Annotated in this window: 13 protein-coding genes; 6 read left to right on the plus strand and 7 right to left on the minus strand. The window is 68.8% G+C overall.

The window, feature by feature from the left end; genetic code table 11:
- Positions 1-30 precede the first annotated feature (30 nt).
- Together GON09_RS21450 and GON09_RS21455 are read left to right on the plus strand one after the other, a co-directional pair.
- Positions 31-411, plus strand: a complete 381-nt coding sequence (locus GON09_RS21450) for a DUF6802 family protein (protein ID WP_213933625.1) — start codon at positions 31-33, stop codon at positions 409-411.
- A gap of 277 nt (positions 412-688) precedes the next feature.
- On the plus strand, positions 689-2,521 hold the full coding sequence (locus GON09_RS21455; RefSeq protein WP_213933626.1) for a phosphoenolpyruvate carboxykinase (GTP): 1,833 nt from the start codon (positions 689-691) through the stop codon (positions 2,519-2,521).
- Positions 2,522-2,591: 70 nt separating this feature from the next.
- Here the strand turns inward: GON09_RS21455 and GON09_RS21460 are convergent, their stop codons facing one another.
- Both GON09_RS21460 and GON09_RS21465 read right to left on the minus strand, forming a co-directional pair.
- Complete coding sequence (locus tag GON09_RS21460; RefSeq protein ID WP_213933628.1) at positions 2,592-3,761, minus strand: zinc-dependent alcohol dehydrogenase; 1,170 nt, start codon at positions 3,759-3,761, stop codon at positions 2,592-2,594.
- Positions 3,761-4,327, minus strand: coding sequence for a hypothetical protein (locus tag GON09_RS21465; protein ID WP_213933629.1), 567 nt, complete (start codon positions 4,325-4,327; stop codon positions 3,761-3,763). Before GON09_RS21465 ends, GON09_RS21460 begins: the two co-directional genes overlap by 1 nt.
- Before the next feature lie 275 nt (positions 4,328-4,602).
- Here GON09_RS21465 and cysK point away from each other — a divergent pair, with 275 nt between their 5' ends.
- Together cysK and epsC are read left to right on the plus strand one after the other, a co-directional pair.
- Positions 4,603-5,538: a cysteine synthase A gene (cysK, locus tag GON09_RS21470; RefSeq protein ID WP_213933630.1), complete on the plus strand. Its 936-nt coding sequence runs from the start codon at positions 4,603-4,605 to the stop codon at positions 5,536-5,538.
- Between the two features lie 8 nt (positions 5,539-5,546).
- Positions 5,547-6,125, plus strand: coding sequence for a serine O-acetyltransferase EpsC (gene epsC, locus GON09_RS21475; RefSeq protein WP_213933631.1), 579 nt, complete (start codon positions 5,547-5,549; stop codon positions 6,123-6,125).
- A gap of 91 nt (positions 6,126-6,216) precedes the next feature.
- Here the strand turns inward: epsC and GON09_RS21480 are convergent, their stop codons facing one another.
- Entirely contained in the window at positions 6,217-7,665 is a 1,449-nt protein-coding gene (locus tag GON09_RS21480) for an aldehyde dehydrogenase (protein WP_213933632.1), read from the minus strand.
- A gap of 208 nt (positions 7,666-7,873) precedes the next feature.
- Between GON09_RS21480 and GON09_RS21485 the strand changes: the two genes are divergently transcribed.
- Positions 7,874-8,290 (plus strand): hypothetical protein, encoded by a 417-nt coding sequence (locus GON09_RS21485; RefSeq protein ID WP_213933633.1) that lies wholly within the window; start codon positions 7,874-7,876, stop codon positions 8,288-8,290.
- Between the two features lie 9 nt (positions 8,291-8,299).
- Here the strand turns inward: GON09_RS21485 and GON09_RS21490 are convergent, their stop codons facing one another.
- The 3 genes from GON09_RS21490 to GON09_RS21500 form a co-directional block, all read right to left on the minus strand.
- A complete protein-coding gene (locus GON09_RS21490; protein WP_213933634.1) occupies positions 8,300-8,731 on the minus strand; it encodes a CBS domain-containing protein in 432 nt (143 codons plus the stop codon).
- 106 nt (positions 8,732-8,837) lie between these two features.
- Positions 8,838-9,740 carry an ROK family protein gene (locus tag GON09_RS21495; RefSeq protein WP_213933635.1) on the minus strand — a complete coding sequence of 301 codons (903 nt, stop codon included), beginning with the start codon at positions 9,738-9,740 and terminating at the stop codon, positions 8,838-8,840.
- Positions 9,741-9,762: 22 nt separating this feature from the next.
- Entirely contained in the window at positions 9,763-10,518 is a 756-nt protein-coding gene (locus tag GON09_RS21500; protein WP_213934564.1) for a class I SAM-dependent methyltransferase, read from the minus strand.
- Between the two features lie 186 nt (positions 10,519-10,704).
- Here GON09_RS21500 and GON09_RS21505 point away from each other — a divergent pair, with 186 nt between their 5' ends.
- Entirely contained in the window at positions 10,705-11,934 is a 1,230-nt protein-coding gene (locus GON09_RS21505) for a glycosyltransferase family 4 protein (RefSeq protein WP_213933636.1), read from the plus strand.
- Here the strand turns inward: GON09_RS21505 and GON09_RS21510 are convergent.
- Positions 11,845-13,596: a hypothetical protein gene (locus tag GON09_RS21510; RefSeq protein ID WP_213933637.1), complete on the minus strand. Its 1,752-nt coding sequence runs from the start codon at positions 13,594-13,596 to the stop codon at positions 11,845-11,847. The genes GON09_RS21505 and GON09_RS21510 overlap by 90 nt on opposite strands.

The following is a 13,596-nucleotide window of genomic DNA, read 5'->3' on the forward strand; positions in this document are numbered from 1 at the left end:
CCGGCAACCGCCCGGGTCGGAAAGGAAACGATGGCCGAACTCGCCGGCGGATCGGGCGGAGCGCCCCAGCCGTTCACCGATCCGTTCGATCCTTCCGTGTTCGATCCGTCCGAGGTGGCCACCTGGGCCGATGTCCTCGATCCGACCACCGACCTCGACGGCGACGGTGTTGCCGAGACGGTGGTCGCCGACAGCGAGCGCTGGGGAGGCGGCGGCGACTGGGGCGACGGCCTCGTGGTCGCCACCGACACCGATCTCGACGGCAGCAGCGACCGCCTGTCGGTGATCGCGGACGACGGTCGCTACGGAGTGTGGGAATACTGTCGCGAGCTGGACGGATCGGGTCGCTGGAGCCGTCTCGACACAGGTAGCCTGGAATACGACGTACACCACGGAGACGGGTCGAAGTGATCCATCTCCGGCTGCGTAGCAGGGGGAGGGGACGGTATTGTGCGCACGCTCTGAATCGTTTCTGTGAGATTTCCGACCGGCCCCGAGTGACGCCGGTCGGCCTTCCGACGTTAACCTCTATGAAAAGGACATCCGGCGCCTACTTCGCCTGTTCGGCCACGGACGACGTAGGTGGTACCCCTGCCGAGAGGGGAAAGCCCGGGTCTGCCATCATCTGCACCGACAAGTGCAGGTCGGAGGCGGGATCCGGTTCCGGGCACACCCCAGGAGAGTTTTGATGACCTCAGCGACCATTCCCGGTTTGAACGGTACCGACGACAAGCTCCCGACCCAGCATGCCGAGTTGCTTGCCTGGGTCCAGGAGATTGCCGAGCTCACCCAGCCCGATCGTGTCGTATGGGCCGACGGCTCCGATGAGGAATGGGACCGTCTGACCTCTCTGCTGGTGGAGGCCGGGACCTTCACTCGCTTGAACGACGAGAAGAAGCCCAACTCGTTCCTCGCGAACTCGGATCCGTCCGACGTCGCCCGTGTCGAGTCGCGCACCTTCATCTGCTCGAAGAACGAGATCGACGCGGGCCCGACCAACAACTGGGTCGACCCCGACGAGATGCGCGCCACGATGACCGAGCTGTACCGCGGCAGCATGCGCGGACGCACCCTGTACGTCGTGCCGTTCTGCATGGGCCCGCTCGGAGCCGACGACCCGAAGCTCGGCGTCGAGCTCACCGACTCGGAGTACGTCGTCGTCTCGATGCGCATCATGACCCGCATGGGCACCGCGGCTCTCGAGAAGCTCGGTACCGACCGTCCGTTCGTCAAGGCTCTGCACTCGGTGGGTGCGCCGCTCGAGGCCGGACAGCAGGATGTCCCGTGGCCGTGCAACGACACCAAGTACATCACCCACTTCCCCGAGACCCGTGAGATCTGGAGCTTCGGTTCCGGCTACGGCGGCAACGCCCTGCTCGGCAAGAAGTGCTACTCGCTGCGTATCGCGTCGGCGATGGCCCACGACGAGGGCTGGCTCGCCGAGCACATGCTGATCCTCAAGCTCATTTCCCCCGAGGACAAGGCCTACTACGTCGCCGCGGCATTCCCGTCGGCGTGCGGCAAGACCAACCTCGCGATGATCCAGCCGACCATCCCCGGCTGGCGTGCCGAGACCCTCGGCGACGACATCGCGTGGATGCGTTTCGGCAAGGACGGCCGTCTCTACGCCGTCAACCCGGAGTTCGGCTTCTTCGGCGTCGCCCCGGGCACCAGCGCGGATTCGAACCCGAACGCGATGGCCACCATCGAGGCCGGCAACACCATCTACACCAACGTCGCGAAGACCGACGACGGCGACATCTGGTGGGAGGGCATCGGCGGCGAGACCCCGGCGCACCTCACCGACTGGCTGGGCAACGACTGGACCCCCGAGTCCGGCACCAACGCCGCGCACCCGAACTCGCGCTACTGCACCCCGATGTCGCAGTGCCCGATCCTCGCTCCCGAGTGGGACGACCCGCAGGGTGTGCCGATCTCGGCGATCCTGTTCGGCGGACGCCGCAAGACGACGGTGCCCCTCGTGAGCCAGTCCTTCGACTGGCAGCACGGCACCTTCCTCGGCGCGACCCTGTCGTCCGAGCAGACCGCCGCGGCCGAGGGCAAGGTCGGTAGCGTCCGTCGCGACCCGATGGCGATGCTGCCGTTCCTCGGCTACAACGCCGGCGACTACCTGAATCACTGGATCACGCTCGGCAAGAACGCCGACGAGGACAAGCTGCCGAAGATCTTCTACGTCAACTGGTTCCGTCGCGGCGACGACGGCCGCTTCCTGTGGCCCGGTTTCGGTGAGAACTCGCGCGTGCTCAAGTGGATCGTCGACCGCATCGAGCACAAGGGCGGCGCGCAGTCCACGCCGATCGGCTACGTTCCCACCGCCGCCGACCTCACGCTCGACGGTCTCGATGTCGAGCCCGCCGACGTCGACGAGGCCTTGAAGGTCGACGTCGACGAGTGGAAGGCCGAGATCGACGGCATCGCCGAGTGGTTCGACTTCCTCGGTGAGAAGGTGCCCTCGGGCATCCGCGACGAGTTCGAGGCCCTGAAGCAGCGCCTGGGCTGATTCGGTCCTGTCACAGCAGATGCCCGCTTCCGGTACGTCCGGAAGCGGGCATCGTCATCTTCGTACCGGCTCACGGGCGGAAGACCGCGCGCAGGCAGTCGTCCTCCTTGTTCTCGAACATCTCGTATCCGCGCACCGCCTCGGTGAGCGGAAGGTCGTGCGTCATGAGCCAACTCGGGTCCAACCTGTTCCCGAGAACGTGTTCGAACAGGGCGGGCATGTACCGCTGTCCGTGTTGCTGCGCTGTCCGCAAGGTGAGGCTCTTGTTCGTCAGCACGGCCATCGGGAACTTGTCGGTGACACCGTAGATGCCGAGCACCGACACCACACCGCCCTTGCCGCAGGACAGGATCGCCTCCCGCAGGGAGGTCGCGCGGTCGCTCTCCATCCGTAGTGCTTGTTTGACCTTGTCGTAGGCCTGCATGACGCCGGTGCCGTGTCCTTCCATGCCCACCGCGTCGATACACGCGTCCGGTCCGCGCCCACCGGTGCTCTCGCGGAGCGTCTCGTAGACGCTGTCGACCTCGGTGTAGTCCACCGTCTCGGTGCCGACCTTCGTCGCGGCGCGGTCGAGGCGGTCGCGGAAACGGTCGATCACGATCACCCGTTCGGCGCCCATGATCTTCGCGCTCGCCGCGGCCATGAGGCCGACAGCGCCGGCGCCCCAGACCGCCACGGTGTCCCCCGGTGAGATGTCGCAGAAATCGGCACCCATGTACCCCGTCGGCACCGCGTCCGACAGGAACAGGGCCTGCTCGTCACCGATACCCTCGGGGATCCGGAAGCAGTTGACGTCGCCGAAGGGCACGCGGATGTACTCGGCGTGCGAACCCTGATACCCGCCGAAAGGGTGGGTGTACCCGTAGATGCCGCCGGTGGGATAGCCGAGCAGAGGCTGCTGCATGGCGGCGTTCGGATTGGTGGTGTCGCACGCCGCGTGCAGTCCGTCGGCGCAGTACGGGCATTTTCCGCATCCGATGAACGACGGCACGACCACCCGGTCGCCGACCTGCACCGAGGTCACCTCCGGGCCGGTCTCCACGATCTCGCCCATGAACTCGTGGCCGATCACGTCGCCCTCGCGCATCCCGGGTAGGTAACCGCCGAGGAAGTGCAGGTCGGAACCGCAGGTCGTGGTGAGGCGGACCTTCACGATCACGTCGTGCGGGTTGACCAGGCCGGGATCGTCGACCGTCTCGACCGACAACTCGTTCACACCCATCCAGCACAGGGCTCGCATCAGGCGTCTCCTTCCGATTCACGGGCACTCGGGCTGCCCTGCAGCGTGGGGATCTCGCCGGTCTGCATGAGGGCGCGCGCACGATAGAGCGCGGTGAACGTCCACGCACCGGTGACCAGGTCGGGAGCGGGAACCTCGGCACGCAGGGTCATCCCGGTGCCGCCGCGCGGTGCGTCGGATACCGCGAGGACCACCCGTGGTCCCGGAGTGTCCGCGTCGTCCTCTCCGACGAATGCGAGCCCCTCCGAGGTGACATCCACCCGGGTGTCCCAGATCGTGGACCTGCCGGCGGTGTCCCAGGTCCAGCGCAGACGGTTCGCCTCGACCGTCTCGACCCGCACGTGGTCTCCGAACACCTTGCTCAGGTTCTCCGGATCCCGCCAGAACTGCATGACCTGCGCCCGTGGAGCCGCCACGGTCACCGTCTGCGGTTTGCGCGCGTCGACGGGTCGGTCCACGGCGCGCCGGACGAATCCACCGACCGTGTGGCCGGCATCGTTCACGGCCTTGCCCGCGCTGTCGACGACTCTGTTCGCGTTCTGTACGACTCTGCCGAAATCGACCACCGTCGTCTCCTCACCGGTACGGACGGACAGGACCGCCGGTCGCCGAATCGAGGACGAACGCCACAGTGGGCGTCGGGAAGATCGAGGCGGCCGCTGACGTTGAGTACCCGTGTACGCCGGACCGACACACCGTCGCCGCCGCACTGTGCCCGCGCCTGCGCGTGGCCGGGTGGGCGCACGGCTCCCCGGCTGCACAGCACGTATCAGCGAATGATGCAATGGTGTGACGGAAACGACCCGGTCGTCGCTACGACCGCAAGGAGGGATCGGCCCATATGAGCGGCATCTACAACAATGTCACCGAGCTGGTCGGGCGCACCCCGATCGTCAAGCTCAACCGTCTGACCGAGGGGTCCGGCGCGACGGTCGCCGTGAAGCTCGAGTTCTACAACCCGGCGAACAGCGTCAAGGACCGCATCGGTGTCGCGATCATCGACGCGGCCGAGAAGTCCGGTGAGCTGAAGCCCGGCGGCACGATCGTCGAGGGCACCTCCGGCAACACCGGCATCGCGCTCGCCATGGTGGGCGCTGCGCGCGGCTACAAGGTCATCCTCACGATGCCCGAGACGATGTCCACCGAGCGTCGCGTCATGCTCCGCGCCTACGGCGCCGAGATCGTCCTCACCCCGGGTTCCGAGGGCATGAAGGGTGCCGTCGCGAAGGCCGAAGAGATCGTCGCGAACACCGAGAACGCGATCCTCGCCCGCCAGTTCGGCAATCCCGCGAACCCGGAGATCCACTACAACACCACCGGTGAGGAGATCTGGAAGGACACCGCCGGTGAAGTCGACATCTTCGTGGCCGGCATCGGTACGGGCGGCACCATCACGGGCGCGGGCCGCAGGCTCAAGGAGTACAAGCCGGATGTGAAGGTCGTCGGTGTCGAGCCGGTCGACTCGCCGATCCTCAACGGTGGCGAGCCCGGACCGCACAAGATCCAGGGCATCGGCGCGAACTTCGTGCCCGACGTGCTCGACCGCGAGATCTACGACGAGATCGTCGACGTCTCGTTCGAGGATTCGATCCGTGTCGCGCGCGATCTGGGCACCCAGGAAGGCATCCTCGGTGGCATCTCGTCGGGTGCGATCGTCTGGGCGGCCCTCGAGTTGGCGAAGCGCCCCGAGAACGCCGGCAAGCTGATCGTCGCCGTCGTCTGCGACTTCGGTGAGCGGTACATCTCCACCCCGCTGTTCGAACACATCCGGGACTGATCGCCGTCGTGGGTATCCTGCACACTCTGCGGGAGGATCTGCAGTCTGCGCGCGGCCACGATCCGGCCGCGCGCAGCGACGCGGAGAACGCCATCGTCTACTCGGGGCTGCACGCGATCTGGTCGCACCGCATCGCGCACCGGATGTGGCAGGTGCCCGCGCTGAAGGGACCTGCGCGGATCCTCGCGCAGTTCACCCGATTCCTCACCGGCATCGAGATCCATCCCGGTGCGACCATCGGGCGGCGCTTCTTCATCGACCACGGCATGGGCGTGGTCATCGGTGAGACGGCCGAGATCGGCGACGACGTGATGCTCTACCACGGCGTGACGCTCGGTGGCCGGTCGCTGGCGAAGGAGAAGCGTCATCCGACGCTGGGCAACCGGGTCACCGTCGGAGCGGGGGCGAAGGTCCTCGGCCCGGTGGTGATCGGGGACGACACGGCGATCGGTGCCAACGCCGTGGTCACCCACGACGTGCCGGCGGATTCGATTGCCACGGGTATCCCCGCGACCGTCCGATCCCGTAAGAAGCACGAACCGCTCGTGGATCCGACGACCTACATCGACCCCGCGATGTACATCTGAGGTCGCGTCCTGTCGAAGACACGATCGAGGGGGAGGATATGTGCGTTCTCGTCGGAGAACTCGCACACATCCTCCCCCTCGTCGTAGGGGATCAGCCCTCGTAACCGGGCGGGTAGAGCACGGACTTCAGTTCGCAGAACGCCTCGAGTCCTTCGGGGCCGTTCTCGCGTCCGATGCCGGAATTCTTGAATCCACCGAACGGTGAACCGGGATCGAAGGCGTACCAGTTGATTCCGTAGGTGCCGGTGCGCACGCGCGACGCGATCTCGAGGCCCTTCTCGACGTCGGCGGTGTACACGGAACCGGCGAGGCCGTAATCGGAGTCGTTGGCGATCTTCACCGCCTCGTCGACGCTGTCGTAGGGCAGCACGCACAGCACCGGACCGAAGATCTCCTCGCGGGCGATCGTCATCGAGTTGTCGACATCGGCGAAGATCGTCGGCTCGACGAAGTAACCCTTGTCGAGATGCGCCGGACGGCCACCGCCGATCACGATGCGGGCGCCTTCCTCCTTGCCCTTGGCGATGTAGCCCTCGACACGGTCGCGCTGCTTGGCGGAGATCAGCGGACCGATCTGCGCTGCGTCGTCGCCGGGAGGTCCGACGGGGAAGAACGCGGTTGCGCCGGCCACCTTCTCGACGACCTCGTCGTAGCGGGAGCGGGGAGCCAGGATGCGGGTCTGGCCGACACATGCCTGGCCGGTGTTGATCAGACCCGACATCACCAGCATGGCGATGGTGGAGTCGAGGTCGGCATCCTCGAGGATGATGGCCGCGGACTTGCCACCGAGTTCGAGTGAGCAGCGCTTGAGATTGCGCGCCGCGATCTCGCCGATGTGCTTGCCCACCGCGGTCGACCCGGTGAAGGTGATCTTGTCGATGTCCGGATGGGACACGAGGCTCTCGCCGGTTTCCGCGCCGCCCGGAACCACCGACAGCACGCCCTCGGGAAGACCGGCCTCGGTGAAGATCTCGGCGATGAGGTTCACGGCCAGCGGGGCCTCGGGGGCAGGCTTGAGCACCACGGAGCATCCGGCGAGCAGTGCGGGCGCGATCTTGTTCGCGCACAGGAACAGCGGCACGTTCCACGCGATGACGGCGGCGACGACGCCGACGGGTTCGCGGGTGACGCGGGTGCGGCCGAACGAGCCGACCCGCTCCTCGACCCAGTTGAACGAATCCGCCAGTCCGGCATAGAAGTTCAGCGTCCCGAGGGCCGGGGTCATCTGCACCATCTGGACGGAGGGGCCCGGCTGTCCGAGTTCGGAACCGATGACGGTGGCGATCTCGTCGTTGCGTTCCTCGATGAGCGCGACAGCCTTGGCGAGCACCTGCGCGCGTTCGGCCGGCGAGGTGCGCGGCCACGGTCCGTCGTCGAAGGCGCGCCGGGCGGCGGCGACCGCGGCGTCGACGTCCTTCGGTCCCGCGACCGGCACGGAGCCGACGCGCTCCTCCGTGGCGGGGGAGAACACCTCGAGTCTCTCGTCGGTCGACGGTGCCACCCACTCGCCGCCGATGAACAACTTGTCGTAGTCGGTCATGTCTTCCTCATCCGTTGCTGTGTGCTCACGTCTCGGATCGCGCGGCCGTCGAACGGGCCGCGGTGCTGTGACCCCGAACACTAGAACACGTTACAGCCTGAGGCCAGGGGGTCACCAGATCCGATGGGACCGGTTCCTCGAAGGACGGGTGGCGCGAATCGGCGACCGTCACCACACTGGAGTGTGCCCAACGGTCAGGAGACATGTCATGGCGGAGAACAATCCGTTCGGATTCGACCCCGAAGACCTCGACCGCGTGGTGAGGGAAGCCGGGGAGGAATTGCGGGAGCTGAAGGACCGCATCTTCTCGTTCCTCGAGCCACCGGCGGCGCCGACCCGCACGCAGCCGCGGCCCGAGACCACCGGTGAGAAGGGTGACGGAGTCTGGGTCGTCTACACCACCGACGACGCCGGCGTCGCCCGCGTCGACCAGGTCCATCGCACCGAACTCGACGCGCTGCGCACACTCAAGGGCAACACCGATCCGCGACGCTCGGTGCGGTTCCTGCCCTACGGGATGAGCGTGAGCATCCTCGACCGCCCGAGCGCCACCGAGGGCGGTGCCGGCGAAGACGGTGCCGGCGAGGACACTGCTCCCGGCGACGACGCGACCGGCGAGAACTGACCCGGAGGTTCATCCACCGTCGTGGATGTAGGAGGCGAGCTGATCGCGTTCGGTCTGTAGCTCGTCGATGCGGCTCTTGACCACGTCGCCGATACTGACGATCCCGACCAGCCGAGCGTCGACCACGACCGGCAGGTGCCGGATCCGTTGCTCGGTCATCGTCTCGGCGAGACTGTCGACCGAATCGGTGGGCAGGCAGGTCGTCACCGTCCGGGACATCAGTTCGTGTGCCGGTGCGGCGAGGATCGATGGGCCGCGTTCGTGCAGGGCACGCACGACGTCGCGTTCGGTGACGATGCCGGCGACGGTCTTGTCCTCGCACACCACCATCGCGCCGATGTTGAACCGCGCGAAATCTCCGATGAGCTCGCACACCGTGGTGTCGGGCGCGACCGTGCGCACCGCCGAGCCCTTGTTCCGCAAAATGTCAGCAATCCGCATCCGGTACCGCCGATCCGCTCGCCGAGCATCCCGGCGGACCGCCACCGGTTTCCGCCGGGACTCCGATGTGGTCCTCAGGGTAGGCCGGAAAGCGCGGCGTGCCGGGTCAGGTTATCCAGTCGTGACCTGCGGCGACGATCGATGCGCCGGTGAGAGTGCCCAGTGCGCCGAGTTCGGCGGGGACGATTCGCAGGTCCTGCACGAACCTCAGGCGGGCGTGCCGGGCAGCCGACGCGAGCATGGGCCGCCACAGGTGACCGCCCGACTGCGCGAAGCCCCCGCCGACGACCACCCGTCCCACATCTGCCAGTGCGGCTGCCGACGCGAGGACCTGGCCCAGTGCAGTCCCGGCCCGTTCGAGTGCCGCTGCGGCGACACCGACTCCGGCCTCGGCGTCCGCGGCGAGCGCGACGCCGTCGGGCCCGTCCCAGCCGTGGGCACGGGCCCAGCGAACCGCCGACGGGCCGCTCGCCACCGTCTCGATGCAGCCGACACCTCCGCACGCGCACACCGTCGTGCCGTAGGGCGAGACGATGTGCCCGATGTGGCCGGCGTTTCCGGTGCGGCCACGCACGATCCGGCCACCGAGCACCAGACCGCCGCCGATGCCGGTGCCCAGCACGACGCCGAGCAGGTCGGCGACGTCGCGTCCGGCCCCGAAGCGCTGCTCGGCCAGGGTCGCGGCGGCGCCGTCCATCACCAGGTCCACCCGGGCGTCGGGGAACAGGCCGCGCACGGTGTCGACGAGTGCGAAGCCGGCGCTCCATTCGGAGATGTTGATCGGACCGATCGTCCCGGCGTTCGTGTCGACCGGTCCTGCCGCGGCGATTCCCACGGAGGTCACCGGTCTCTCACCGATCTCGGCGACCTGCCGTAGCAGTCCTGCGCACGCGCCCCACACGTCGTTCCGGGGGACCGGCACGGATCGCACTTCGAGCGGGGTGCCGTCGTCGGCTGCGACGGCCGCGGCGAGCTTGGTGCCGCCGACGTCCAGAGCCAATGCGGTCATGGCGACGACACTAAGCGACCGGTCACCGTCGCCGCAGGACCAGTACCAGGTTGCTGACGAGGAACTCCCGGACGCCGGGCACGTTCACGAGCCACCACGCCCACCTCGGGTGGTAGCGGGGAAAGGCCGCGAGCAGTTCGCCGTCCGGCGTCGAGCGTGCCCAGTGCAGGCCGTCGCTCGCGCCGACGTCGAACAGCGACACCCCGTACCGGTTCTTCGGTTCCCTGCCGTGCTTGCGGGCGTAGCGCCTGGCCGCGTACTCGCCTCCGAAGGCGTGCCACGGACCGGTCTCGTGCCCACCGAACGGACCCCACCACAGGGTGTACGACAGCACCATCAACCCGCCGGGACGCGTGACGCGCAGCATCTCGTCGGCCATCGCCCACGGTGTCGCGACGTGTTCGGCGACGTTCGACGAGAAGCACACGTCGACCGCGCCGGTACGCACCGGCAGCGCCAGTCCGGAGCCGCGGATCGCGCCCCCCACCTGCAGGCCGGCGGCGTGCATCTCCGACGGGTCGGGCTCGATCGGCACGTACCGGGATCCCACTTCGGTGAACGCGTCGGCGAAGTATCCGGGACCACCACCGACGTCGACGACCGTGGTTCCCGTCAGGTCGGTGCCGGTCATGCCCGTGTAGAGGTCGCCGATCAGATCGACGGTGTCGCGAGCGAGACCGCCGTAGAACTTCTCCGGTGCCGTCTGCTCGAACCTGAAACTGCCGAGCAACCCCGCGGAACGGCGCAGTGTGGCGCGGCGGGCGAACAACCGGGTCACGTCGGTGCGGGATGAGGTCGTCGAAGGCACGTCCAGTCACCTTAGTGCTGCGCTTGTACTCGTCCCTCACCTGTCGTCGACGGGCACCCGCTACTGTGTCCCTGTCATCGTCCGAGTCACATCTGCCCGGCCGGGTGGTCGAGTCGACACCGGCAGGCTGGTCGAGCCAACACAGGGGGTCGCCGCGTGCGGGAGGTTCTGCTGCTCTGCTGGCGTGACAGCGGGCATCCGCAGGGGGGCGGCAGCGAGCGGTATCTCGAACAGGTCGGAGCGCAGCTCGCGGCGCGCGGCGTCCGGGTCGTCCTGCGGACCGCCGCCTACCCCGGAGCCGCGAAGCACGACCGTATCGACGGCATCACCGTCAGTCGCGGCGGTGGACGACTCACCGTCTACCCGCGCGCACTCGCCGCGATCCTCGCGGGCAGATTCGGTGTGGGGCCGCTCGCCGGCATCCGCCCCGACGCCGTCATCGACACCCAGAACGGCATCCCGTTCTTCGCTCGGCTCGTCGCCGGTGCGCCCGTCACGGTGCTCGTGCACCACTGCCACCGCGAGCAGTGGCCGGTCGCGGGCAGGCTGATGGCCAAGCTCGGCTGGTGGATCGAGTCGTCGCTGTCGCCGCGCGTGCATCGCCGCAACCAGTACCTCACCGTCTCGCTCCCGTCCGCCGACGAGCTGCGCGCTCTCGGCGTCGACCGGGAACGGATCGCGGTGGTCCGCAACGGCGTCGACGCCGTCCCCACCGGTGTCACGGCAGGCGGCGACGACACGCGAACGACCCATCCGAGCGTGTGCGTGCTCTCGCGGCTGGTGCCGCACAAGCAGATCGAGGACGCCCTCGCAGCCGTTGCGGCGCTGCGCGGCACCGTGCCGGGTCTGCACCTCGACGTCATCGGCGGCGGCTGGTGGGAACAGAACCTCCGCGACGCGGCCGCCGAACTCGGCATCGGCGACGCCGTCACCTTCCACGGCCACGTCGACGAAGATCGGAAGCACGAATTGCTCTCCCGCGCATGGGTTCACGTGATGCCCTCGCGTAAGGAGGGCTGGGGGCTGGCGGTGGTCGAGGCCGCCCAGCACAGCGTGCCCACCATCGGCTACCGCAGCTCCAAGGGGCTCACCGACTCGATCATCGACGGCGTCACCGGCGTGCTCGTCGACTCGCCCGCCGAACTGACCGCCGCCGTCGCCGATCTGCTCGCCGACGCGGACCGTCGTCGTCAACTCGGCAACAAGGCCCGCATCCGTGCCGGCGAGTTCTCGTGGGAGGCCACGGGAGAGGGTGTCCACGAGGTCCTGTCCGTCACGACCTTCGGGCACACCGTCTCAGGATTGTTCCCGCGCGCCGACGAGCCGTCGTCTCTCACCGACCCGCTGCCCGAGCGCACACCCAGCGCCGCCGGCCAGTACCAGTAGCCACACCACGTGCGCCCCTGTGGCGACCGGCCGGTGAGGTGACCGGCTCGAGGCGACTCCCTCCACCCGGTACAGACTCAGGTCGTCGTCGCGGTAGGCGACGTCGAGGGCGTCGAGCGTGCTCTGCGCGTCGCCGAGTTCGCCCGGCGTGCCGTCTTCGACGAGCACCCAGCCCACCCCCTGCGCGGCGAGCGCACCCGGGTCCGCACCGGACAGCAACAGGGCCTCGACGTCGGCCGCGCGGCGCCCCTCACCGGCGACGCTGCCGTCGGCGACGACGAGGGTTCCGGTCTGCAGAACGTCGGCGCGCAGCATGCGCGGGGACGGATCGAGAACCGGCACCGGACCGGAGAAGTCGAAGACCCGGAACATACCGGTGGGCAGCACGGCCACATCTCCGTCGTCGGCTGTCACGATCTGCGACACCCGCTCCCATCCGGACGGATACCGCACGGGCCGCAGTTGCCCGCCGACGCCCCACACCAGGTCGGGGAGTGAGACCAGCACGGTGACGATCGCGGCCGTCGCCCACACCGGTTCGGACGCCGCGAAGCGCCGCGCGAGGACCGTCGTGCCTGCGGCCGCGGCGAGTGCGTAGGCGGGCATCGCCCACGCGACCCACTTCTGGGTGTCGCGCAGCAGTCCCGCGCCGGGAACGTGCACCATCGCCCATTCGCCGAGGGCCAGTCCCGGGCCGGTCGCGGCGAGGGCGACGACGAACACCGCGAGGACGGCCGGGGCGACGAGCGCGACGACGACGGGATTGCTGCGCCGCCGCCACAGTGCCGGCACACCGCACGCCACCACCGCGAGCAGCAGCAGGGTGCTAACCAGCGCCCACCCCGTCGTGCGCGAGGAAGGGACGGCATCGGCGTTCCAGATCCCGCCGAGCCCCGCCACCGAACCGATCGTGCCGAGAAGGGGTTCGGCCCGCGCGGCGAAGGCGCGCACACCGGCGGGGTCCGCTTCGGTGCCGCCACCGGCGACCGCCGTCGCGACCAGCCACGGCAGCGACACCGCGACGCCCAGCGCGAGCGCGCCACCCACGCGCGGCAGCACCCGCGTCCGCCCACCGGGCGCGACGAGGACCGCGCAGGCCGTCACGATCGCCAGCAGGGCGCCGGTCGGGGTCAGGCCCGCGGCGGCCAGGCAGACCGCCAGCGACGCCCACCCGCCGCGCCGTCGCCGCCGGATCGCGACGGCCGCGCAGATCGTCCACGGCAACGCGGCATACCCGGCGAGCAGACTCCAATGCCCCTGCAACAACCGCTCGGCGACATACGGATTCCAGATCGCCACCGTCCCCGCCACGAGCCGGGCACCGGTGCCGCTCGTCGGCAACACCACCGCGACCAGCCGTGCCGCACCCCATCCCGCGGCCCACAACGACGCGGCCAGAAGTGCCGTGACCGCGACACCGCCGTCGACGACGGTGCTCACCCACGCCAGCAGGGCGTCCTGCGGCACCGCGCGGGCCGCGGCGTCGGACAATCCGAGCGCGGACTCGGTCGGGAACGATCGGGGAGTGCTCACCGCGTCGCGGAAGAGCAGATAACCGGGGGAGACGAGGAACGGACCGAGCACGGCGACGGTCAGCGCCAGCGACCACACTGCAGGCAGTGCCGCCCGGACGGGCATGCGGGACGGCTCCGGGCGTGGCAT

Source organism: Rhodococcus sp. B50, from assembly GCF_013602415.1.
Classification (GTDB): Bacteria; Actinomycetota; Actinomycetes; order Mycobacteriales; family Mycobacteriaceae; genus Rhodococcus.